General features: G+C 68.4%; 25 protein-coding genes and 1 pseudogene. 10 read left to right on the forward strand and 16 right to left on the reverse strand.

All coding sequences use genetic code 11. The features are described from left to right. The first annotated feature begins 129 nt into the window (after positions 1 to 129). The 4 genes and pseudogenes from OXG55_15545 to OXG55_15560 all read left to right on the forward strand — a co-directional run bounded on the left by OXG55_15545 (position 130) and on the right by OXG55_15560 (position 3732). Positions 130 to 1179: a serine hydrolase gene (locus OXG55_15545; protein MCY4104649.1), complete on the forward strand. Its 1050-nt coding sequence runs from the start codon at positions 130 to 132 to the stop codon at positions 1177 to 1179. A gap of 216 nt (positions 1180 to 1395) precedes the next feature. Continuing rightward, positions 1396 to 2522 (forward strand): annotated as a pseudogene (locus tag OXG55_15550) (IS3 family transposase). A gap of 339 nt (positions 2523 to 2861) precedes the next feature. Further along, the gene (locus OXG55_15555; GenBank protein MCY4104650.1) at positions 2862 to 3026 is read left to right on the forward strand and encodes a hypothetical protein; all 165 of its coding nucleotides are present in this window, start codon (positions 2862 to 2864) and stop codon (positions 3024 to 3026) included. Then, entirely contained in the window at positions 3013 to 3732 is a 720-nt protein-coding gene (locus OXG55_15560) for a nucleotidyl transferase AbiEii/AbiGii toxin family protein (GenBank protein MCY4104651.1), read from the forward strand. Before OXG55_15555 ends, OXG55_15560 begins: the two co-directional genes overlap by 14 nt. 680 nt (positions 3733 to 4412) lie before the next feature. On the opposite strand, the gene OXG55_15565 is transcribed toward OXG55_15560, so the two are convergent. The 4 genes from OXG55_15565 to OXG55_15580 are packed head-to-tail and all read right to left on the reverse strand — an operon-like array spanning position 4413 to position 6211. After that, on the reverse strand, positions 4413 to 4673 hold the full coding sequence (locus tag OXG55_15565) for a hypothetical protein (protein ID MCY4104652.1): 261 nt from the start codon (positions 4671 to 4673) through the stop codon (positions 4413 to 4415). Continuing rightward, positions 4670 to 4831, reverse strand: coding sequence for a hypothetical protein (locus OXG55_15570; protein ID MCY4104653.1), 162 nt, complete (start codon positions 4829 to 4831; stop codon positions 4670 to 4672). The genes OXG55_15565 and OXG55_15570 overlap by 4 nt, the downstream gene beginning before the upstream one ends. An 18-nt stretch (positions 4832 to 4849) precedes the next feature. Further along, a complete protein-coding gene (locus OXG55_15575) occupies positions 4850 to 5674 on the reverse strand; it encodes a serine hydrolase (GenBank protein MCY4104654.1) in 825 nt (274 codons plus the stop codon). A 27-nt stretch (positions 5675 to 5701) separates the two neighbouring features. Next, the gene (locus tag OXG55_15580; GenBank protein ID MCY4104655.1) at positions 5702 to 6211 is read right to left on the reverse strand and encodes a cytochrome c; all 510 of its coding nucleotides are present in this window, start codon (positions 6209 to 6211) and stop codon (positions 5702 to 5704) included. Between the two features lie 227 nt (positions 6212 to 6438). Between OXG55_15580 and OXG55_15585 the strand changes: the two genes are divergently transcribed. Next, a complete protein-coding gene (locus tag OXG55_15585; GenBank protein MCY4104656.1) occupies positions 6439 to 7329 on the forward strand; it encodes a DMT family transporter in 891 nt (296 codons plus the stop codon). 94 nt (positions 7330 to 7423) lie between these two features. Here the strand turns inward: OXG55_15585 and OXG55_15590 are convergent, their stop codons facing one another. Continuing rightward, entirely contained in the window at positions 7424 to 8647 is a 1224-nt protein-coding gene (locus OXG55_15590) for a serine hydrolase (protein ID MCY4104657.1), read from the reverse strand. A 426-nt stretch (positions 8648 to 9073) separates the two neighbouring features. Between OXG55_15590 and OXG55_15595 the strand changes: the two genes are divergently transcribed. Both OXG55_15595 and OXG55_15600 read left to right on the forward strand, forming a co-directional pair. Continuing rightward, entirely contained in the window at positions 9074 to 9295 is a 222-nt protein-coding gene (locus OXG55_15595; protein ID MCY4104658.1) for a ribbon-helix-helix protein, CopG family, read from the forward strand. Positions 9296 to 9320: 25 nt separating this feature from the next. Then, a complete protein-coding gene (locus tag OXG55_15600) occupies positions 9321 to 9605 on the forward strand; it encodes a type II toxin-antitoxin system RelE/ParE family toxin (protein ID MCY4104659.1) in 285 nt (94 codons plus the stop codon). 29 nt (positions 9606 to 9634) lie between these two features. Here the strand turns inward: OXG55_15600 and OXG55_15605 are convergent, their stop codons facing one another. Continuing rightward, a complete protein-coding gene (locus tag OXG55_15605; protein ID MCY4104660.1) occupies positions 9635 to 10465 on the reverse strand; it encodes a phosphoenolpyruvate hydrolase family protein in 831 nt (276 codons plus the stop codon). 10 nt (positions 10466 to 10475) lie between these two features. Then, the gene (locus OXG55_15610; protein ID MCY4104661.1) at positions 10476 to 11711 is read right to left on the reverse strand and encodes a Tm-1-like ATP-binding domain-containing protein; all 1236 of its coding nucleotides are present in this window, start codon (positions 11709 to 11711) and stop codon (positions 10476 to 10478) included. A 158-nt stretch (positions 11712 to 11869) separates the two neighbouring features. Between OXG55_15610 and OXG55_15615 the strand changes: the two genes are divergently transcribed. From OXG55_15615 to OXG55_15625, 3 genes are read left to right on the forward strand one after another with little or no spacing between them, the layout of a single operon-like run. Next, positions 11870 to 13225, forward strand: coding sequence for a DUF2784 family protein (locus OXG55_15615; protein MCY4104662.1), 1356 nt, complete (start codon positions 11870 to 11872; stop codon positions 13223 to 13225). A 55-nt stretch (positions 13226 to 13280) separates the two neighbouring features. Continuing rightward, the gene (locus tag OXG55_15620) at positions 13281 to 14753 is read left to right on the forward strand and encodes a thioredoxin (GenBank protein ID MCY4104663.1); all 1473 of its coding nucleotides are present in this window, start codon (positions 13281 to 13283) and stop codon (positions 14751 to 14753) included. 40 nt (positions 14754 to 14793) lie between these two features. Continuing rightward, on the forward strand, positions 14794 to 15321 hold the full coding sequence (locus tag OXG55_15625; GenBank protein ID MCY4104664.1) for a UGSC family (seleno)protein: 528 nt from the start codon (positions 14794 to 14796) through the stop codon (positions 15319 to 15321). On the opposite strand, the gene ppk2 is transcribed toward OXG55_15625, so the two are convergent. The 9 genes from ppk2 to OXG55_15670 all read right to left on the reverse strand — a co-directional run. Continuing rightward, the gene (ppk2, locus tag OXG55_15630) at positions 15315 to 16160 is read right to left on the reverse strand and encodes a polyphosphate kinase 2 (GenBank protein ID MCY4104665.1); all 846 of its coding nucleotides are present in this window, start codon (positions 16158 to 16160) and stop codon (positions 15315 to 15317) included. The genes OXG55_15625 and ppk2 overlap by 7 nt on opposite strands. 183 nt (positions 16161 to 16343) lie before the next feature. Continuing rightward, complete coding sequence (locus OXG55_15635; GenBank protein MCY4104666.1) at positions 16344 to 17078, reverse strand: Uma2 family endonuclease; 735 nt, start codon at positions 17076 to 17078, stop codon at positions 16344 to 16346. A 131-nt stretch (positions 17079 to 17209) separates the two neighbouring features. After that, a complete protein-coding gene (locus OXG55_15640) occupies positions 17210 to 17347 on the reverse strand; it encodes a hypothetical protein (GenBank protein ID MCY4104667.1) in 138 nt (45 codons plus the stop codon). An 88-nt stretch (positions 17348 to 17435) separates the two neighbouring features. Then, complete coding sequence (locus OXG55_15645) at positions 17436 to 18962, reverse strand: acyl-CoA carboxylase subunit beta (GenBank protein MCY4104668.1); 1527 nt, start codon at positions 18960 to 18962, stop codon at positions 17436 to 17438. Positions 18963 to 19132: 170 nt separating this feature from the next. Further along, positions 19133 to 20638 carry a choline-sulfatase gene (betC, locus tag OXG55_15650; protein ID MCY4104669.1) on the reverse strand — a complete coding sequence of 502 codons (1506 nt, stop codon included), beginning with the start codon at positions 20636 to 20638 and terminating at the stop codon, positions 19133 to 19135. 62 nt (positions 20639 to 20700) lie between these two features. Beyond that, positions 20701 to 21120 carry a PIN domain-containing protein gene (locus OXG55_15655; GenBank protein MCY4104670.1) on the reverse strand — a complete coding sequence of 140 codons (420 nt, stop codon included), beginning with the start codon at positions 21118 to 21120 and terminating at the stop codon, positions 20701 to 20703. A gap of 3 nt (positions 21121 to 21123) precedes the next feature. Continuing rightward, a complete protein-coding gene (locus OXG55_15660; protein MCY4104671.1) occupies positions 21124 to 21372 on the reverse strand; it encodes a hypothetical protein in 249 nt (82 codons plus the stop codon). A gap of 342 nt (positions 21373 to 21714) precedes the next feature. Then, on the reverse strand, positions 21715 to 21858 hold the full coding sequence (locus OXG55_15665) for a hypothetical protein (GenBank protein MCY4104672.1): 144 nt from the start codon (positions 21856 to 21858) through the stop codon (positions 21715 to 21717). A gap of 131 nt (positions 21859 to 21989) precedes the next feature. Next, on the reverse strand, positions 21990 to 22801 hold an 812-nt coding region (locus tag OXG55_15670; GenBank protein ID MCY4104673.1), incomplete at its 5' end, for an RTX toxin.

Here is a 22801-nt window from a genome sequence, read left to right on the forward strand (position 1 = left end):
CACCTGGACCAAGCCCCCCAACCCGATCATCGCCAAAACCAGCCGCGCACGCGCCACACTATCTTTCATAAGAGAGTTGGGCCAGCGCAGTAGGCGTAAGTCTCTGCGTGATCCTAGAAAGGTCAGAGCATGAGCGAATTCCCGAGTCTTGAGATCGTCGATTCGCTCTTGGAAGAGTTTCGAGTTCGAAATGGTGTACCGGCAATCGGTGCATCGATCGTTGACTCAAATGGAGAGTTCGTCAGCCACGTAGTAGGTGTGCGTCAGCGCGACTTGTCGGAGCAAGTACTTGTGTCTGACAAATGGCATATTGGTTCTTGTACAAAGTCAATTACAGCAGCGCTCTGGGCCCGCCTGGTTGAACTCGGACTCGCGGAGTGGGATACTCCATTACCTCAGATATTCCAAGGTCTTCGATCAGTCGATGGGCGATGGAAAGATGTAACGATTCACGATGCACTTCAGTGTCGCGCTGGATTTGCAGCAAACCTCCCTCGTGACGTGTTCAAATCCTCGTGGAAGGACACTAGACCACTCCCAGCGCAACGCGCTGATATTGTCGAACGGTGTCTCCAGAGCCCTCCTAACAGACCTGGAAGGTTCCGGTATTCGAATCTCAGCTACATCGTTGTAGGTGCCGCTATCGATCGTGCAGCGCAGGCAAGTTTCGAAGAAGCGCTGGAACTCTACCTATTGCAGCTGCTCGGCATTAGTACGGCCAGATTCGGTGCCCCAGAGGAGATTTGCGGTCATCGGCCACGAGTCACCTTGCGCAGCGTGGGACTGTTCAAAGGTCCGCCGACAAGTCCGGACGATCCCAAGAGTGACAATCCGCGGGTGTATTCCTCAGCAGGATGCCTGCATCTCTCTCTTGATGATTGGAGTGCCCTGATGCGGATCTTTCTTGCTGGCACTAGCACAGGACTGCTACACGAGGACTCACTCTTGCGGCTCTTCAGTTCTCCCGCCCAGTCTGGTCAATCCATGGGGATGGGTTGGATGCAACCGATCCCCATCATGGGTGTCCCCTATTTCATGCAAGGTTCCAACACGTTGTGGTCCGCAACCGCGATGGTGTCCTTGGATCGAAGCAAGAGTGTGCTGGTCGTCTGCAACGATGGACGAGCACGGGTCCTGCACCGATCCGTGAAGTTGGCGGTCTTCCTGCTGGCACTATGACGAAAGGGGTTTGTGTCTCCCTGTCGTGCCCCTAGTTGAGCTTGGTGCTTCCTGGGTTTCGCGTAGGCGCGTTATTGGATTCTGCTGTGATGAGATGTAAGGAGGCTTCATGGCACCGATGAATCGCCCTGGGTTTTGTGGAGGCTGTGGTCTGCCCCGTGTTTTTCGCAGTCGGTTTAGTTGACTCTCGGGCACGTCGACCGAAGGGAGGTCATCGTGCCGAGGAGGTATCCGACGGCGTTTCGGCGCAAGGTGCTGGATCTGGTCGAGGCGGGTCGGCCCGTCGCGGAGGTTGCTGCGCAGCTCGGCGTGTTGGCTCAGACGATCTACAACTGGCGGAACCAGGATCTGGTGGATCGCGGGCTGCGCCCGGGCGTGACGACAGCGGAATCCGCGGAGTTGGCCGCGGCTCGTCAGCGGATCCGCGAGCTTGAGTGTGAGCTGGCGGTCACTAAGCGGGCCAATGAGTTGCTCAAGGAGCAGACCGACCCAAAAGGCGCTTCGAGGTCGTCGCCGTCGTCGTAGCTGACGGCCATCCGGTGGAGGTCTGCTGCCGGGTGTTGGGCAAGTCGATGTCGGGCTACTACTGCTGGCGCCGGCGGCTGCCGTCGCCGCGTTCGGTGCGCCACGCGATGCTGCTGGAGGTCATTGGTGAGATCCATCACGCCTCCCGGGGAACCTACGGCGCCCGACGAATCCACGCCGCGTTGACCCAGGGGCGGGGCATCATCGTGGCCCGTTGCACCGTTGAACTGGTGATGTGCCGCAACGGCCTGGCCGGCCTGCCGGGCCGGCGCCCCTGGCGCAAGGTCCCCAACCAGCCCACCGCCAGCGACCTGGTGGACCGCCAGTTCGCCCGCGACGGATCCGATCATCTGTGGGTCACCGACATCACCGAGCACCCCACCCGGGAAGGCAAGATCTACTGCGCGGTCGTGCTGGACGCCTACAGCCGCCGCGTCGTGGGCTGGGCCATCGACTCGCGGCCCCACGCCACCCTCGCCATCAACGCATTGGCCATGGCCATCGAGAACCGCCAACCCGCCGGGTCGATAATCCACTCCGACCACGGCGCGCAGTTCACCTCCTGGGCATTCACCCAACGCGCCCTGGACTCCGGGCTCAGCCAATCCATGGGCTCGATCGGGGACTGCTTCGATAGCGCCGTCATCGAGTCGTTCTGGGAGCGCATGCAAGTCGAACTGCTCAACCGGCGGCGCTGGAGAACACTCCTGGAGCTGTCCAACGTCATCTTCGAGTACCTTGAAATCTTCCACAACCGGCAACGGCGGCACTCCTCACTCGGCATGCTCACCCCCGTCGAATACGAGATCGCCACGCCACCACCGCTGCCCGAAGTCAAGCAAGCTGACTGCGCGAAATCCGGGACACACCAGGCAACGACCGTTAGCTGTGACAACCGGGGAGGTTGTCCCTGGGTTGAGGGGATCGAGGGGTCCCCGTTGGGGTGAGCCCTCCGGGCGATGCTGTGGGTCTGTAACAGTCCACGGCTCCCAAGGAGGGCTCATGGCACAGATCACACAGCACCGCAACGCCAAGCTGACGCTGGCGGCGCGGCGGGCGATGGCCGGGTTGATGCTCGAGGAGGGCTGGAGCGGTTCGGGCACCTGTTCTGGTCGGGGGACGCTTCGGCCTACCGGCTGCCGCGTGATGCGACCTTCGTGGCCGAGCGGATCCTCACCAGCGACGACGTGACGTCGTGGGGGTGGGCGCTGTTCGCCCTCCCCGTCGAGGCGCTCGAGGAGGTGGCTCGCAGGCCGCACATGCCGCGCGATCGTCGGGCTCTTGCCGCCGATGCAGCACGGTGGCGCCGTGACAACCCTTGAGGACCTGCGAGGACTGCTGCCCGAGGGCACGGTGGAGGCGTGGCCGAAGGTCGCCGCGGTGCTGCCGGCCGGCGCCGTCCTCATGGGCGGCACCGCGTTGGCGGTGTGGCTGAGGCACCGCCGCAGCGAGGATCTGGACTTCTTCGTGCCGGAGTCGTTCGACGGCGCCGCCGTCGCGACGGCACTGTCAGAGGCAGGAGAGTTCGCCCCGACATCGGTGTCGAATCGGATGATCGGGGGGACACTCGACGCCGTCAAGCTCGATGTCGTCGCCAATCCCGGGGAGATCAGGCTGGGCCCGCCGCGGGTAGTCGAGGGCCTGCTCGTCGGTTCCCTCGAGGACATCACGGCGGCGAAGTACAAGGCCATCACCGACCGGAAACAACTCCGGGACTTCATCGACGTGATGTGCGTTGAACGCGACGGCGGCATCGCCATCGAGCAAGGGCTGATCCTGTACTGCCGCAAGCACGGCGTCAGCTTCGATCTGGAGACCGTGCGGACCTTCCTGCGACACCTGGGGGACTTCCGCTACCTCGACGACGATCCGGCCATGCACGCCACCTTCGGCGTCGACGCCCGCCAGGACGTCGTGGCGTATTTCCAGCGCCGGGTGCCGCAGGTCACAGCGTCGTTCTCGCGACTGTTCACCGAGGCTCCGCAGCCGGACATCTCCACTCCAGACTCTGGAGGCGTCGACATCTAACTTTGCCCACCGGCGGACCCGAGAGGTCCCACCGCCGCGACCCGTCTACCCCACCCCGGGGGTGCATATCGTCACGCCGAACCGGGGCAAGAATTCCCGCGAAACTCCAGCTAGAGACGACTTTCTGAACCCGCCAACCCCCGCGGTCTGAGACGCGTTCTGGCTGGCCGTCGCGCGGATGCGGTCAAGCTATCCCGTGCGCCCGAAAGGTGCGGCCTAGCACCGGATGCGGCGCCCTGACAACCAAAGGAGCGCCATCATGCAAGAGCGACAGCTGCCGCTCAAGGAAGTCTGTGAACTCCTAGGTGTGAGTCCCTCGACTGTGCGCCGACGCATCAAGGACGACGACTTCCCCCGGAGATCAAGATCGGTCCAACCAGGAGGTACCCCCTCTCCGAGATCCTAGAGTGGATAAAGACCCGACCGCGGGCAGCGTGAGCACCCCCCCACTTTGGATACTCATACGACTCCACGCACACCGATGAATCGTCATGACGCCCCGGAACTCCGAGGTCACAGCCCCTGGAGTTGACACGGTTTCGCACACGTCCGCCTGAGGTCGGCGACCGCGTCATCCCGTGCGACTAGATGTGGGAACCGGAACTCCGGGAACGCGCACCGCCGACGCGCCGGAGCGAGTCGGTCAGCTGGAGGTCGGTCCGGACAGGGGTGAGCCGGCGTCACGCTCGAAGCGGGTCGGCCTCGACGATTGCGGTGACCGTCTTGCGGCCCAGCCCGGCCGCCTCGGCGATCTGGCGTAGCGACGCGCCGATGCGGTGTGCGGTGCGGATCAGGTCGTCGCGGATGGCGATCTCCTTGTGGGCCCGCTCGGCACTCAGGCCGACCACGGCGAGCGCGGCGCCGATCTCGTAGTCGAGGCCGCTGCGGTACTTGTCCAGCGCCGCGTTCGCGGCGGCCACATCGGCGTCGCTGTAGCTCATTGCTCCTCCCGCAGGCCCGCAGCCAGCTTGTCGCGTATGGCGAGGAGCGTTGGGATCCGGGGCGACAACTCGCCCGACGCCTCGGCGACGTTGAGATGCGCGATGACGATGCCAAGCAACTCCAACGCCTCGACCCGCTCCAACCCGACGCGTACCATTGGCCCGAATCGTACCAGCTATGGCCCGTATTGGACCGATAACAGCAGGCGGTAGGCGAGGCCGTCGACGCTGATCACCGAGTTCGACAGAACGACGACCCCCTCGCGTGTCTCGGGATCGAAGCCGATGAACGAGCTGTAGCCGCCGGTGGCGCCGTTGTGCCACACGATCCGGCGGTCGCCCTCGTCGGCGATTATCCACGCCAGCCCGATATCCATTCCCAGCCCCGGATCGGTGACCTGCGGGACGTGCGTGCGGGCCATCGCCTCGCGTAGAGGCGTCTGGCGCAACCCGAGGTTGGCCTCAAGGAAGGTCAGAAGATCGTTGACTGTCGAACGCAGAGCTCCGGCGCCGGCGAGAGCCGGGATATCCCAGTTGGGAACCGGCTGGAGCTCCTCGTCGTGTCCGGGGGCGAGTCGCTCCCGCAGCGGCGGCGTCAACTCGACCGCGGTGTCCGACATCTCCAGCGGTTCGAGGATCCGTCGCGCGATGAGCGTCTCGTAGTCGGTGCCCTCCGCGAGCGTGAGCGCGTGGCCCAGCAGGCCGTATCCGAGATTCGAGTATTCGACGGCCTTACCGATGCCTCGAGCGAGCTTGTGGCCCGCCAAGAACTCGTAGAGATGCTCGACGGTGTAGTCGGCGTACGGGTTGGCCCAATCGGCCGGCGCCAGGTTGTCGGGCAGCCGAGGCAGCCCGGAACTGTGGGTGGCCAGGCGCCCGAGCGTGATCTCGGCGCCGTCTCGCATCGGCACCCGAACCTCATCGCCAAGGAGGCCCTGCACCGGCGTGACGCCGGTGACCCCCACAACGAGCGCCCTACCCCTAGGACCGCCCCGTCTCATGACTCACTCATACAGGAAGTCGCGACCTCAGCGCGAGCGCCGGGCCTGTACCGCCTGGATGTCGTCGGGCCAGTGGCTCTTGATGAAGGTCAGCACCGCCCAGATCTCCTCGTCTACGAGCTTGTCGGAGAAACCCGGCATATTGCTGGGGTAGCCACCTCCGACGACAGCGGCCGTTCCCCACTTGGTCATCTCGAACAACTGCGCATCACTGTGATGCCAGGTATGGCCTGATGCGTCGTGCGGAGGTGCCGGGAGGGTGCCGTCGGCCTTGCGGACAGTCCAATTCGACTCTCCTTGCAGTTCGACCCCGTGACAGGACGCGCAGGACCGGGCGTAGACCTCCGATCCCCATGCGACCAACTCGGGATTGGATGCGTCCGCCTCTCTGACATCGAGAATCCTCGAAGGAGCAGCCGGCCCCGGGGAGACTCGCTCGTCGCGTTCGCCGATGACCAGCCAGGCCGCAACCGCGACCGCGGCGACAACGACCAGGGCGAGACCGGTGGCCGCCCTGGGTGATTGCCGAAACCGCATCCACGGACAAGTCTCGCCGACCGCGGACCCGAAGACTGGACAACGACCGGACACCGCCCCGACCGCCGGCTCCGCAGACGTGCACCGGAGCCGACATGAGACCCGGGGAGGCGCAGAATAGGCTGGAAGGTCGGACACAGAGGAAGTTGGACGCCGATGTATTGCTGTGCTTCCTCTGAGCCGAGTTGACTGCGCACCGGCACACGACCGGATCGCGGTCGCGGCGGGTGGGCGCGGCTGCGATGCTCGCCTCCGGGCTGGGCTTCGGTATGTCGGGAGTGTTCACCCGCAGCATCGAGGGCGGTGCCTGGGAGATCGCAAGCTGGCGCGGCCTGACCGCGACCCCGCTCATCGTGGCCTACGTCTGGTGGCGCCGGCGGCGCGACGCTGATCCGATCCGGGTCCGCCTCAACCCGGTCTCAGCCGCCCAGGGGTTGGTGCTGCTCGCTCTCAACGCTGCGGCCATGGTGCTGCTCGTCACTGCGCTCCAGAAGACGGCTGTGGCCAACGTGTCGGTGATCATGGCGACGATTCCGTTCATGGCGGCTGGGCTCGGATGGCTCGTGCTGCGTGAGCGTCTGCGGCGATCGACGGTCATCGCCGCGGTGGTGTCGTTCGGAGGCATGATCCTGACCGTGGCCGGGAGCCTGGGAGCCGGCAACCTGGAGGGGGACCTGTTGGCCGTGGCCCTGTCGCTCGCGCTGGCTTCGCTGATCGTGCTGATACGCCGCTTCCCGGGCACCGATGCTCTACTGGCGCAAGCGGGATCAGGAGTCGCGTTGTTCGCGGTGGCGCTCGTGGTGGCCGACCCGTTGGGGATGGATGCCTCCGAGATGCCTCTGTCCGTGGCGTTCGGGCTGGTGTTCGCTGTGGCGCTGATTCTGTGGACCGAGGGGGTCCGGCGCCTTCGGGCAGCGGAGGCCGCTCTCTTGGCCACGACCGAGACACCCTGCTCGATCCTGGCGGCGTGGATCGTCGTGAGCGAGGCGCCGCCACTCCTGACGGTGGTCGGCGGGCTGTTGATCGTGGGTGCCGTGATCACCCACGCCCGGGCTGATCTGGTCCACGATCGGGTCAGTCGTCCATGGCAGCGCCACCGGACTCGGCCGAGGATCTAGCTTCTGGCCGTACTGCTGTGGGCAATCGCCGCCACCCTCGACAACCTCGTCAAGCGCTTCGCCTCATGACCTGCCTGTTCGGATTGAAGCTGGGCTAGACGGCGTTGTCGTAGACCGCTTTCTCGAAGTCCAGGAACCCGCCCACCGACGTGGGGTCGACGAAGGGGAAGATCTGGGTGGCCCAGAAGCCGCCCACGCCGTTGGCCCGGTCGATCCAGTAGTACAGGTTGGCGAGGCCCGCCCATGCAAGCGCACCCGCCGGCCGGCCGGTGGGGGCGGGCTCCTCGTTGATCATGAAGGTCAGTGCCCACGTCTTCGGCATGCCCGGGAAGAACTCGGCGTCGTTGGACAGGCGCGGGTTCGAGATGGGCAGGACCGTCTTGGCCACCTCGGTGGCGCCGACGCCGGGCAGCATCTTGATGAACATGCCCTCGGGCAGCTGGTTCTGCGCCGCCATCTCGACGGTCTCGGGCCGCAGGATCTGCTCGCCGTCGGGGCCGGCCCCGTCGTTGAGCCACATGCGGATGAACTTGGCGTAGTCCTCCGCCGTGCCGTAGAGGCCGTGGCCGGCCATGTGGATCTCCGGGTCGGGCGGCAGCTCCACGCCAGCCAGCGGGATCAGCGACCCGTCGGCGTCCTCGCGTGCGTGGATCGTGGCCAGGCGCTCGCGCATCGACGGAGTCATCGAGAAGGCGGTCGAGTCCATCCCCAGCGGGCCCAGGATCCTCTCCTCGAAGACCTCGCCGAGCCGCTTGCCACAGATGCCCTCCACGACCAGGCCGGCCCAGTCGATGTTGGAGCCGTACTCCCACTGCTCGCCCGGATCGAAGAGCAGCGGCGTCTCGATGGAGGCGTAGGAGGCATCCACCACCCACGGCTGGCCCTGCTCGTTGGCCAGCCTCGTGTACGTCTCGTTGAAGAAGTCGTAGGTGAGCCCGGCGGTATGGCAGAGCAACTGGCGGGTCGTGACGTCGCCGCGGGGCGGGCGCAGGCGGGGCGTGCCGTCGTTGTCGAAGCCGTCGAGCACCTCGAGGTTGCCGATCCTCGGCGCGTACTCCTTCGCCGGGGCGTCCAGGTCCAGGTCGCCCTGCTCGACCAGCTGCAGGCAGGCGGTGCCGCCGATGGCCTTGGTCGTCGAGAAGATCGCAACCACGGTGTCGGTCGTGAAGGGGTCTCCCCCAAGGACGCGCTCACCCCTGGCGCCGGCATAGATGACGCCGTCGCGGTCGGTGGCGACCGCAGAGACGCCGGGAACGCGTGGCGACCCCGAAACAACACCGTCCAATACCGCATCGGCGGCTGCACTGAGATCACCCATCGCGTCTCCTCTCTGCGAATGCCGGGTCAACTCCGTCGCAACCTGCTCCCGCCCGCCGACTCGACTCGAACCCGCGAGCACAGAAAGCACCTGTGAGCAGCCGCGACAGCCGCACCCTATCTCCCGACCAGGCTCCACGTGAACTCGCCGGCTCCCGGCTTCGAGATCCGGTCGGCTTGCGTCACATCTGAAGTCGCAGATCGTCCGGCTCGATCGCCGACCTGCTCAGCCGGGTTCGGAAGCAGCCGCCTCGATGCGCGGCGGCACAGGATTCGGGCCGGTCCGGTAGCGATCCGCGGGCCCGAGCCGGTCGCCCGGCACCGGCGAACAATGCCGGTGCGCGCGTTGCTTGTTGCCAGTGGGATCACCTGACATTACAGTGATGTCAAACAACTCGATCGACCGCCGGCCGGCCAAGGAGTCCGCATGAGCCAGATCACCGCCCGGGTCCCCAACGAGCTTGTTGAGGCACTCGATGCGGCCGCCGCGGATTTGAAGCGCAGCCGAGCCGACATCATTCGCCAGGCCTTGGAACGCTATCTGGAGGACTATGACGATCTCGAGGCGGCCCTTGAGCGCCTGCGAGACCCAGCCGACCCGGTACTCGATTGGGACCGGGTCAGACACGAGTTGCTCTGCTCGGATTGAACGCAGCGCGACCCGAGAACGAGGGATGGCGCAGCAGCCGTCGTCGATGGCCGCATACTCGGTTCGGATCAAGCGCAGCGCGACCCGAGACCTGGCACAGATTGCTCGCCAGGATCGCGAGCGCATTGTGTACGCCATCGATCGCCTCGGCGAGCAGCCGCATGCGGGCTACCCGCTGAAAGGAGCCTTGCGGGGCCTCCGCCGCGTACGCGTCGGCGACTACAGGGTGGTGTACGAAGTGCTCGACGATGAACTGGTGGTCCTCGTTGTTCGAGTCGCGCATCGCCGCGAGGCCTATCGCCGCCGTTAGATCAGCGTCGAACCACGCGACGGCGCCTCTCAGGCCAGTTCGAGGGCCTTGAACGACCTCACCTGCTCGGTGATGGCGCGCTCGGTGGGGAGGCGTTCGATGCTCGAGGCTCCGAAGAACCCGACGCTGGCGGGAAGCCTCGACAGCGCCTCCCCCACGTTCTGCGGCTCGTCGAAGGGGCCGCCGTGGCAGATGACCAGGAGATCGTCGCGGACCCCGTGGCCCGCCCCGGCGATCGCCTCCACGGTCTCGATGGCCTCGTCGAGGGTCATGGCGTCGGTGGCACCGATGGAGCCCGACGTGGTGAGCCCCACGTGGGCGACGAGCATGTCGGCGCCCGCCTCGGCCATCAGCACAGCCTGATCCTCGTCGAAGACGTACGGCGAGGTGAACAGGTCCAGCAGGTGCGCCTGGTGAATGGCGTCGACCTCCTTGCCGTAGCCCATGCCGGTGCCTTCCAGGTTGCTCCTGAACGAGCCGTCGATGAGCCCGACCGTGGGGAAGTTCTGGACCCCCGAGAAGCCGATCTCCTTCAGTTGCTTCAGGAACACCGGCATGAGGCGGAACGGATCGGTGCCGCAGACCCCCGCCAGGACCGGCGTGTCGGCCACCACCGGAAGCACCTCGGCGGCCATCTCCACAACGATCCCGTTGGCGTCGCCGTAGGGCATGAGGCCGGCCAGCGAGCCGCGCCCGGCCATGCGGTAGCGCCCGGAGTTGTAGATGATGATGAGGTCCGCGCCGCCCGCCTCGGCGCACTTGGCGGAGATGCCGGTGCCGGCACCGCAGCCGACCAGGGGCCTGCCCGCGGCAACCTCGGCGTGCACCCGCCGGAGGATCTCGCTCCGTGAAACTGCCATTCGACCGCTCCTAACCGCTCACGACCCACAGCATCTCCAGCAGCGTGTTGGCTGCGATGTCGGCGAATTCGGGATCGTTGATGTTGTGGTTTATCTCATGCACACCGACGTCGGCCCGGAGGCCGTTGCGGATGGCGTCGAAACACGCCGCGTCGGCCTCGGGGTCCCAGAACCTCTCCCCCTCGCTGTCCAGCATCGAAACGCCCCGCATGGGCAACAGCACGGCGGTCGGCGCCGTGGCCAGGTTGACGGCGGCAGCCAGGATCTCGCCGATCCGGACGTTCTCCTCCACATTCGTGCGCAGCAGCGTGACGTTGGGGTTCCAGGCGTACAGATTCCGGCCCTGGTACCGGTCGGGGACCGTCTCGATGGCGTCGAAGTTGGCCATGTCCACGCATCCCGGCACCACGACCGCCGGGATGCCCGCAGCGGAGGCCGCCTTGCCGCGCTCGGGCCCGGCACTGAAGACGCCGCCGCAGACGTAGTCGGCCAGCTCGGTGGTCGTGATGTCCAGCGAGCCGGCGATGTAGCCGTCGGCGATCAGCGCCTCCATGGTGTTGCCGCCGATGCCGGTGGCGTGGAACACCAGGACCTCGTAGCCGCCCGCCTCCACGACGCCGCGGGCCCGCTCCACGCACGTCGTGGTGTTGCCGAACATGGAGGCGGTGACCAGCGGGCGCTCCTCCCCCGCCGGTGGGTGCTCCAGGCGCACCATGCCCGCGATCGCCCCCGCGGCGTTGGCGAAGATGGCCCGGCTGATGCTGTTGATCCCGGCCACGTCCACGATCGACGGGATGAAGGTGATGTCCCTGGCGCCGGCGTAGGCGCTGACGTCACCGCCGGCGACGGTCGACACCATCACCTTGGGCACACCCACCGGCAGGACGCGCATCCCCGTGGTGGCGATGGAGGTGCCGCCGGTGCCGCCCATGCCGATGATCCCTCCGAGCCTCCCCTCGTCGTAGAGCCGGCGGACCACGACTGCCAGGCCGGCGGCCATGGTCTGCATCGCCTCGTCCTTGTGATCGCCGGAGGCGAAATAGGAGATGTCGCCATCCGCCGCCGCGGCCACCTCGGCCCGCGTGACGTCGGGCTCCAACTCGGGCTCCCCCATCGTCCCGAAGTCCACCACCAGGGTGTCCACCCCGTCGGCCTCGATGAGCCCCTTCACGAAGGCGAACTCGGCGCCCTTGGTGTCCAGCGCGCCGATGATGACGACGGTCTTCGGATCAGGACTGCTGCTCATGCCGGACCTCTCTCTGACTCAGCGGGGAGGTGGGGACTTTGCGCGCCGGGCGCTCCTCGGCCAACCGAATGCCCCGTGACCTGCCGGAGACCAGTGTTGCACGAGATCGTCGCCCGTTCACCGTTCGCCGCTTCGGGGCGTCGCGGTAGTTTTGAACCGTGGGGGCTTGGGTGGCACTGGCGGTCGCGATCGCACTCGTGCACGGGCTGGGGATCGTCTTCCTCATCGCCGGTGCCCCGCTCTCCGCATGCCGGCGCGGGTTGATGCGATGGTACCTGCTGGTGCTGGCGCCGACCGCCGCGATCAACCTCGCCGGGCAGCCGTGCCCGCTGACGGTGTGGGAGAAGCACTTCTGGCGCCTGGCGGGCGAGACCCCGTACCGGGGAGGCTTCGTCTCCCGGTACTTCGTGGAGCCGTTCCACCCTCCGGGCCTCAGGGCCGGCGACGAGACCGTCCTGCTGATCGCCGTGGTGGTCTGGTGCCTGCTGTGGCTGCTGTATGCCGCGGTGCGGCGCCTACGACTGCGGAGCGGCCCGATCCCACGGTCCACCGCCGGCACTGCGCCGGCGGAGTCCACCACGACCACCTCGGCCGACGCCGTCTCAACCGGCGACACCTCGGCTCCAAGCGATCCGCCGGGCGCTGAGACGACCGGCACCCCGGCCGATCCGGTGCCGGACGACGCATCGTCGGCTGCCACCGGGCTGCTGGTCGACGAGTCCACGGCCGACGGCCGCACCACCACGACGTGGCGGATGGACGACCCGATGGCCACCTATGTGGCGGCCATCTACGTCGGCGACTTCGAGCGCGTCGACCGCGGCCGGCCCGACGCTGCCGGTCCGCTGCTCCGGGACTACGTTCCCGGCGGCGCGGCGCCGGAGGTCGGCGAGGCCCTGACGGTCACCTCCGAGGTGATCGCCTTCATCGAGGAGATTCTCGGCCCGTACCCGTTCGAGGCCTACGGCACGCTCGTGCTGCCGTTCGACCTCGGTTTCGCTCTGGAGAACCAGACACTGCCGGTTCACGGACTCGACATCCTCAGTGCGGAGATCATCGCCCACGAGGCGGCACACCAGTGGGTGGGCAACTCGGTCGCCCTCGAGCGCTGGGACGACATCTGGCTCAACGAGGGGTTCGCCACCTACCTGCACCTGATGTTCGCCGCCGAGCACTACGGCTTCGACTTCCATACCGAGATGCGGCGGTTGCACCGGCAACTCCCGTCCTCCCCGGGGACACCGCCCAAGGGGATCACCCTCGAACAACTCGTCGGGCCATCGGTCTACTTCCGGGGCGCCATGACGCTGCACGCGCTGCGCCTCCACGCCGGCGACGAGACGTTCTCCGCGATCCTGCGCGCCCACGACGAGAGGTCCGCCGGCGGCACGACCGACACCGAGGAGTACCTCGGAATCGTGGACGAGTTCGCCGGATCCGAAGCCGTCGACCTCGTGGAGTCCTGGCTGCACGACGAGACAGTGCCCGACCTACCCGAACCTCAGGTCGGCTAGAGCCGCTTCACCCATCGCCGTCACGCTGTCCTGTCGGTCGTGAGAGAATCGGCCCGTGAACCGATCGATCGCACCCGAGGCGCTGGCCGAGACCGCGCCGCCCCTGCCGGAGGGGCTGGTGGCGGTCGTCAAGCGCGACTGCCCGACGTGCGAGATTGTGGTCCCGGTGCTGGAGGACCTGCGGGAGCGAGCGGGCCTGACGGTCATAACGCAGGACGACCCGGCGTTCCCCGCCGACGCCTGCTGGGTGCTCCACGACGATGACCTGGCCCTCTCCTGGCACCACGGCATCGAGACGGTTCCGACGCTGCTGCGGGTCACCGGCGGCGCCGAGACCGGGCGCACCGAAGGCTGGTCACGCGAGGACTGGGAGCGACTGTCGGGCATCGACGGCTTGGGCGGCGGCCTTCCCGCCCATCGCCCGGGCTGCGGCTCCCTGAGCGTCGACCCGGCGCACGCGGACCGGTCGGCGGCACGCTTCGGCGGTTCGGGACTGCGCAGCCGCCGCGTCGAGTTGGCCGCCCTCGAGGACGAGTGGGAGGCGATGTGGGACCGGGGCTGGTCCGACGGGCTGCCCGTCGTGCCGCCCACGGAGGAACGGGTACTCCGCATGTTGGAGGGCACGACACGGGGGCCCGAGGAGGTCGTGGCGACCGTGCCGCCGGACCTCGCCGAATGCAGCGTCGAGAAGGCGGCTGTCAACGCCGTGATGGCCGGCTGCCGGCCCGAGTACCTGCCGGTTGTGCTCACTGCGGTGGAGGCGGTGTGCACCGACGAGTTCAACATGCACGGGGTGCTGGCCACCACCATGAGCGTGGGGCCGGTCCTCATCGTCAACGGCCCGGTGGCAAAGCGCATCGGCATGAACACCGGCATCAACGCCCTCGGCCAGGGCAACCGGGCGAACTCCACGATAGGCCGGGCTGTGCAACTGGTGGTGCGCAACGTGGGCGGGGGGCGCCCCGGCGCCGCCGACCGGGCCACTCTCGGCTCGCCGGCCAAGGTCGGTTTCTGCATCGCCGAGGCCGAAGACTCCTCGCCGTGGACGTCGCTGGCGGAGAGCCGCGGCTGGCGACCCGACCAGTCCACGGTGACCGCATTCGCCGGCGAGTCGCCCCGCATCCTCTTCGACGAGCGCTCCCGCAGCCCCGAGTCACTCACCAAGCACTTGGCGCTGGCGCTGCGGGCAACGGCGTCGCCCCGGGTGATGCTGGCACTGGACGGAATGCTCGTCATCCCGCCCGAGCACATGGCCCGTTTCGCCGAGGCCGGCTGGAGCAGGGACCGCTTCATGGCCGAGCTCAGCGAGGAACTGCTGGTCGACGCCGACGAGTTGCTCGCCGGTTCGGGGGGCATCGAAGCGGGCCTCCCGCCTCAGGCCGCCGGGCGGCGCATCGGGAAGTTCCGACCCGGTGGTCTGCTCGTCGTCCACGCCGGCGGTCCGGCGGGTCCGTTCACCGGGATCATGGCCGGCTGGGTCAACGGTCCCCGCGGCAGTGATCCCGTCACCCGCGAGATCGTCTCGTGATCCCCGATCCACCGCTCCCCCACCGTCAGGAGCCTGCGCCATGACCACCGTCCTCGACCCCACCGCCGAGACCGCGCCGGCGAGCCGGCAGCGGGTGGCCCGACCCTCCTCGCTGGTGGGACGCACCGTCGGGCTGCTCGACATCTCCAAGCCCCGAGGCAACCTGTTCCTCGACCGGATCGGCGAACGACTCATCGAACTGGGCGCCACCGTGCACCGCTACACGAAGCCCGCCTACACCAAGCCGGCCCCAGTGGACCTGCGCCACGAGATCGCCACGAACTGCGATGCCGTGATCGAGGCTCTGGCCGATTGAGGATCCTGCGTGTCGTGCAGTGTGCACGACGTCAGCGATCTGGAGCGCCGCGGCACACCGGCGGTGTTCGTGCTGTCGGAACACTTCGCCACCGCGGCCGGCGCGCAATCCGAGGCGCTCGGCTTCGAGGCTGCCACGGTGTTCACCCGCCATCCGATCCAGGACCGCACCGACGGGGAGATGGTCGCCATCGCCGACGGGGCATTCGAGGAGCTCGTCCGGGCGCTGTCGGACTCCGAGAGCGGTCAGTAGACCTCGGGCACGAAGGTCTGATCCGACATGGGCGGGCGCACGTAGCCGACCCGCTCCTGGCGCTCGGGCAGCTCCACCTCCTCCCACGGCACGTCCTCGTAGGGGATCATCGACAGGAGGTGTGAGATGCAGTTCAGCCGGGCCGCCTTCTTGGAGTCGGCGTTGACCACGTACCACGGCGCCTGCTTGATGTCGGTGTGCGCGAACAGCGTGTCCTTGGCCTTGGAGAACTCCACCCAGCGTGCCCGACCCTCCAGGTCCATCTGCGACAGCTTCCAGCGCCGCTTCGGGTCGTTGATCCGGTTCTGGAAGCGCCGCTCCTGCTCGGCGTCGCTCACCGAGAACCAGTACTTGATCAGGATGGTCCCCGACCGCACCAGCATCCGCTCGAACTCGGGGCAGGAACGCAGGAACTCGCGGTACTCGTCCTCGGTGCAGAACCCCATCACCGGTTCCACGAGCCCCCGGTTGTACCAACTCCGGTCGAACAGCACCATCTCGCCGGCGGCGGGCAACTCCTCCACGTAGCGCTGGAACCACCACTGGGTCTTCTCCCGGTCGCTGGGCGTGCCCAGCGCCACCACGCGCACCACCCGCGGGTTCAACCGCTCGCTGATCCGCTTGATCACCCCGCCCTTGCCGGCGGCGTCGCGCCCCTCGAAGATGACCACCACCTTGAGGCCCTTGTGGCGGATCCAGCGCTGCAGCCGCACCAGTTCCTCCTGCAGGCGGGCCAACTCCCGTTCGTAGTCCTTGGCCTTGATCTTCCCACGCGGCCCGGCCGTCGGCGCGCCGGCTCCGGTGGTTTCCAGCACGTCGAGGCCCACGTCCGCGCCCATGAGCGGAGAATACCCGACGGTCAGATGCGGCGATCGAAGCCAGGGTGCTGGTCGCTCACGCCGGCGATCGCACCGTTCTGGCCCCTGGATCGCCGGCCGCCAAGAGCCGCCGGCGCCGATGTGGCCCACGGCCAGCCGCAGCAGTCCGGCGGGCCCGCGCGCTCGGCTCGCTCGGCGTGCTCCTTACGTCTCGTCGGTCAGCCGGGCCCGCAGGGCCGCAATCTCGGCCTCGGCGGCTCGGCGGGCGGCGGCTTCGGCTTCGGCTCGGGCTTCGGCGGCGTCCCGTTCGTGCCGGATCTCGTCGAGTGTGCGGCGGGTGTCGTCGGGGTCGGGAAGCCAGGCGCCGCTTGCGGGGTCGTGGAAGTGCAGGCGGTGGATCTCGGCGCGCAGGTCCAGGCCAAGGACGGCGCTGTGGCCGCGGAGGCCGCCGCCGTCGTCGTCGTCGGGGCTCACCGCTATCGGCGCCCAGGCGTCGCCCACGCGCCGGTCTCCCTGCAGGGCGGGCGTGTAGAACTCGCCTCCGGTGGGGTCGAGGCGCCAGTACTCGTCGACGCCCATCTCCAGGTAGACAGCGGGCTTGCCGTCCAAGTCGTTCTTGTACGTCTTCTCCGAGGCAATCTCCAGCACGAAGGATGGCGGCGCGCCCGCGTCCCACAGCCGGTAGCTGGCCGCCAGTTCGAGGCGGCCGGGATCCACGCCGAAGCAGACGAAAACGTCGGGGGCGACGAACGCGGGGGCCGGGAGCGGGCGGTAGTAGACATTGAAGTCGTGGCCCACGTAGCAGCCCGCGCGGCCCGCGAAGTGCGCGCGCAGGGCACCGAAGGCGAGGAAGCGCACCAGCGAGTGCAGCGATGACTCAGGCACGGTCTCGGTGGCGGGGTACGCCACATCGGGGTCCAACTCGGCCAGCACGCTCACGCTCGCCTCCCCTCTCGCGGCGCCGCCGTTCCAAGCTTAGCCGAACCGGCCCGCCGCGGACATCGTCTCTCATATCCATATATTAAATTATATATCATGATATTATCATGCTTACTCATGCACAAGATGCGTCAGCAGAACCGGTGAACGTCCAGATCGGCCTCGGTGAACGACTTGACCGGACACTCCGCCGCCGGGCAGCGCCACCGCTGCTTGCGCCAGATGGGGCGCGCCGGCCACCCGAACGCCGCCAGGCCCACCAGGCTCACCGCCGCCGATCCCTCAGACCACAACGCGCCGCCGCAGCCCCCACAGGTCGGCCGCGCCCTCGTCCGGATGTGCACCGCCGGCGGACGGTCAGACCGGGGGGATGCCGTGGTGGCGGTGGGAGAAGTGGCGGTCCTTGCCGGCGGCGAGGGCGAGGCGGCGGATCAGCTCCTCGCGCAAGTCCTGGGGCGCCACGACGGCGTCGATGACCAGGTCCGAGGCCAGGCGCAGCAGGTCCACGTCGGCCTCGTAGGCCTCCTGCTGGGCGGCGACGTAGGCCTCCCGCTCGTCGGGGTCGGCGATGGCGGCGATCTTGTTGGCGAACACGGCGTTCACGGCAGCCTCGGGGCCCATGACGGCGATGGAGGCGCTCGGCAGCGCCAGGCAGGCGTCGGGGTCGAAGGCCGGCCCGCACATGGCGTACAGGCCGGCGCCGTAGGCCTTGCGCACGATGACCGAGACCTGCGGCACCGTGGCCTCGGAGACGGCGGTGATCATCTTGGCGCCGTGGCGGATGATGCCGCCGCGCTCCACCTCGGTGCCGATCATGAACCCCGGCACGTCGCACAGGTACACCAGCGCCACGTTGAAGGCGTCGCACAGCCAGATGAAGCGCGCCGCCTTGTCGGCGGAGTCGCTGAACAGCACCCCGCCCTTGATGGCCGGGTTGTTGGCCAGGATGCCCACCGCGTTGCCGTCGAGGCGGGCCAGGCCCACGATCAACTCGGGGGCGAAGTCGGGCTTCAGCTCGAAGAAGCTGTCGGCGTCCACGAGCCCGTCGATGACCCGGCGCATGTCGTAGCCCCGCGTCGCCTCCGCGGGTATCGCCGAGCCGTCGAGCAGCCGGACCGGCGGCAGCGGCTCGGTCTGTGGCGGGGGCTCGCGCCAGCAGGTCGGCAGGTAGGAGAACCACGCCCGGGCCGCCTCGATGGCCGACTCGTCGTCGGCGAAGAGGTTGTCGCCGCAGCCCGAGACGGTGGCATGCATGCGTGCGCCGCCCATCTCCTCCAGCGACACCACCTCGCCGATCACCACCTCGGCCATGCGCGGCGACCCCAGGTACATGGAGGCGTTCGCCTCCACCATGAACACCACATCACAGAACGCCGGGATGTAGGCGCCGCCCGCGGCCGAGGGCCCGAACAGGCAGCAGATCTGCGGCACCCGCCCCGACAGCCGCACCTGGTTGTAGAAGATCCGCCCCGCTCCGCGCCGGCCGGGGAACAGGTCTACCTGGTCGGTGATGCGCGCGCCCGCGGAGTCCACCAGCCAGAAGATCGGCAGCTCATTGGCCAGGGCCACCTCAGTGGCCCGGACGATCTTCTCGACAGTGCGGGCACCCCACGAGCCCGCCTTCACCGTCGGATCGTTGGCCACCGCCACAACGGGGCGCCCCTCCACGAGGCCACGTCCCGTTATCACGCCGTCGGCGGGCAGCCCTTCGGCGGTGGCGTTGGCGAGTTGCGCGTCCTCCACGAACGTGTCGGGGTCGAACAGCAATCCCAGGCGGTCCCGCACGTACAGCTTGTTCTGCCGGACCAGCTTGGCGGCGCCCGCCTCGGTGGCGCCCTCGGTGGCGGCCAGCGCCTCCGCCAGCCGCCGCGCCACGTCGCTCATCGCATCCCCCGCACGCGGCCAGCCTACGGGCGCGCCCTAATCCTCGGCCTCATCTCCCGCAGATAGGCGAGAAGCCTGCAAATGGGGATGTCGGCCCACCCCGGTGGGCTCCTCGACAGACCGTCTCGGGGAACTTCCGCCGCGTCGAACTTCGCAACCGCTCGCCGCCCTCAGCCGAGCGGTGGGAAGCGGCTGCGGGGTCCGGCCTCGGCCCAGTCCGAGTGGTTGCGGACGTACTCGTTGGCGGCGTCGCGCGCCGGGGCGTAGTCCCAGGAGTGTCGATCGCCGGCACCCATGGCCTCGTGCAGGACCCGGCGGGCGCGCTGGGAGGCAAGCACCGCCTCCCTGATCGCGGCGGCGTCCCAGCGCTGGGCCACCTCGGCGGCGAATCCGGCCGCTAGGGCGGCGTGGGCGGGATCGTCGGCCAGGTCGGTGCGCTCCAGCGGGTCGGCCTCCACGTCGTACAGCAGCGGCGGGTCGGTCTCGCAGGCGATGTATTTGTGGCGGCCGCGCCGGATCATGAACATGGGGTGCGACGTCATCTCGGCGGTGTACTCGCCGATCGTCTCGTCGACGGGGTCCTCGCCGCCGGTGGCGCTGGACCAGAGGCTGCGCCCGGCCAGCGGGACGGAGGGTTCCTCGCCGGCGCCGGCGACGTCCAGCAGGGTCGGGAACAGGTCCAGCAACGAGCAGGAGTTGGCGACGCTGCGGTTGGCCACGTCGGGACCCGCCACCACGAGCGGCACCCGCGCCGACCGCTCGTAGAAGCACATCTTGAACCAGGTGCCGCGGTCGCCCAGCATGTCGCCGTGGTCGCTGGTGGCGATGACCACGGTGCGGTCCAACTCGCCCACCTCCGCCAGCGCCGCTGTGAGCCTTCCCAGCCACGAGTCGAAGTAGCTGGTGTTGGCGTAGTAGCCGTGGCGGGCATTGCGGCATTGCGCCTCGCTGTAGCCCACGGTGTCGGCCTCGATGCCTCGGCGGATGCGCCGGACGTGCGGCTCGGGCACCGTCGGCGGATCCTCGGGCAGGTCGATTGCGTCGTGGTCGTAGAGGTCCCACCACTCCGGGCGGGCTACGTACGGGTCATGGGGGTGGATGAACGACGCCACCAGCAGGAACGGCCGCCCGTCGCCGTGGCGCACCAGGTCGTAGACGTGCCGCACCGCCGCGTGGCCGACCTCTTCGTCGTAGTCGATCTGGTAGGTGGCGAGCGCCTGTCCCGCCTCGGCGAGACTGTCCATGTTGTGGTACCACTTGCCGATCCGCTCAGCGGCGGCGTCCCAGTCGGGGGTCCAGGCGAAGTCGGCGGGATAGATGTCGGTTGTGAGACGCTCCCCGAAGCCGTGCAGCTGATCGGGCCCCACGAAGTGCATCTTCCCCGACAGGACCGTGCGGTAACCGGCGAGGCGGAGGTGGTGCACGAAGGTCGGGACCGACGCCGGGAACTCGGCGGCGTTGTCCCAGGCCCCGATCTGCGACGGCGGCCGCCCGGCCAGCATGGAGAACCGCGACGGGGCACACAGCGGCGAGGCACAATAGGCCGCGTCGAAGCGCGCCCCGCGCTCGGCGAGGGCGTCCAGGGACGGCGTGCGCACGAGAGGATGGCCGTAGGTGCCCGTGAAGTGCGGTGCCAGCTGATCCGCCATGACCAGGAGGATGTTGGGCGGCACCATCGGAGGGAAGTTACACCCGGCCCGCACAGCCAACTGTCGCGGGGCGCCTGTGCCGTTCCCTTCTACGGGTGAATCGTGAAGGCCCGACGCCGCTGGGGGCCGTAGCGGTAGATGCGGAAGTCGTCGTCCAGCGACAGTGCGTCGGTGATCGCCAGGCGCTCCATGAGCGCCCAACTCGTACGGTCGGTCAGGGAGAACACCTGATCGCCGAAGGCCGTCAGGGCCAGCGACGCCGCCTCGAGGTCGGCACCGGTCGTGCACTCGACACGGCTGATGCCCGACGTGATCGCCCCCACGAGGCGGTTCGCGGTCCGGCAGTCCTGGCGTGCGTTCACGAGGCTCCACAACTCGGCGAGAACGACGTCGCTCGTGACCAGCTCCCCGGCGTGCCCGGCGAGCAGCGAGGCGGCGACGTGGTTGTCGGCATCGCCGGCGTCGGCGGCGGCGTACCAGATGCTGGTGTCCACGAAGGCGGGCCCCACGGTTCAGCGCCTCCTCGCGGCGAACTTCTCGTTCATCGCCTCGCTGATCATGGCCTGCTTCCCGTCGGCGATCCTCGTACCTCCGCTGTCGAAGATCCCGAAGATGACCGAAGGGTCGCCCGGCGGCGTGCCGTCGGTCAGGTCGTTCGCCACGAGGCGGCGGATGTACTCCGACATCGAGATGCCTTCGCGAGCCGCCCGGCGCTTGGCCTCGGCGTGGTGGTGGTCCGGCAACACAATCATCGTTCTCATGTAGACAGCATAGTCAGCATAGCAGAACTTATGCCGCAGATTCTCGGCAAGCCTCGCAGCGGCCCGGCCGCCGGGCCGTCCGCACCGGCGCCTCGCACCACGTCGACGATCGGCTCCGAACTCATGCGCGGAGCGTACGCCCAGCCGACAACCCCGACAATCGGCACCAGCGGCCCGCCGAGTCGAGGAGCGAAGTGCGCTCAGATCGGGTTGCGCCGCCGAAGTCCGTAGCCCACCATGGCCGGCCGGAGCCGGGTGCGGCTTCCTCCGACCGGCCGCCGGTACCGGCTTGGCGCACGGCCTGCCGCAGCGGTCCGGCGGGCCCGCGCGCTCGGCTCGCTCCTACACCTGCTCGTTCAGTCGGGCGCGCAGGGCCGCAACCTCCGCCTCGGCGGCGCGGCGGGCGGCAGCCTCGGCGGCGAGGGCCTGACGCGTCTCGTCGGGGTCGGCCAGGAACGCTGGATCGTCGAAGCCGGGAGCAGCCACCGAGTCACGGGCGGCAGAGACATCCGCTGGCGCGGACTCTACGCAGCGCCGTCGAGGCCGTCACACCTCGGCGCTACTCGGGCGGGTCACCTGCCGGAACAGACCTACACAGGTTGAGTCGCCCGCGGACTCTACGAGGGCGGATGATAGGAGCGCCTGTAGCCCCAGCAAGTGACCGCTCCGTCAGACCGCAGCGCGCACGAATGATCCCAGCCGGCGGACACCGCGGTGAAACTCCCCGCCGGCGCGACCGCCCGGCCGTCGTCGTCGTCGCCCCAGCAGGTGACCGAACCGTCAGACCCCAGCGCGCACGAATGCCTGTCGCCGGCGGACACCGCGGTGAAACTCCCCGCCGGCGCGTCCGCCCGGCCGTCGTCGTTGTAGCCCCAGCAGGTGACCGAACCGTCCGCTCGCAGGGCGCACGAATGCCTGCGGCCGGCGGACACCGCGGTGAAACTCCCCGCCGGCGCGTCCGCCCGGCCGTCGTAGTCGCGGCGGTCCGGGCAGGGGACGTCTTCGCCCAGTGCGTCCGGGGCCGGCGCCGCGCAATCATGCTCCTCGTAGTTGTAGCCCCAGCAGGTGACCGAACCGTCAGACCGCAGCGCGCACGAATGCCTGCCGCCGGCGGACACCGCGGTGAAACTCCCCGCCGGCGCGTCCGTCCGGGCGTCGTCGTTGCGGCCCCAGCAGGTGACCGAACCGTCAGACCGCAGCGCGCAGAAATGGTACTCGCCGGCGGCCACCGCGGTGAAACTCTCCGCCGGCACGTCCCCCTTGCCGCCGTAGTTGTAGCCCCAGCAGGTGACCGAACCGTCAGACCGCAGCGCGCACGAATGCCTGCCGCCGGCGGACACCGCGGTGAAACTCCCCGCCGGCGCGTCCGCCCGCCCGTCGTCGTTGTAGCCCCAGCAGGTGACCGAACCGTCAGACCCCAGCGCGCACG

Source organism: bacterium (assembly GCA_026708055.1).
GTDB lineage: Bacteria > Actinomycetota > Acidimicrobiia > Acidimicrobiales > CATQHL01 > VXNF01.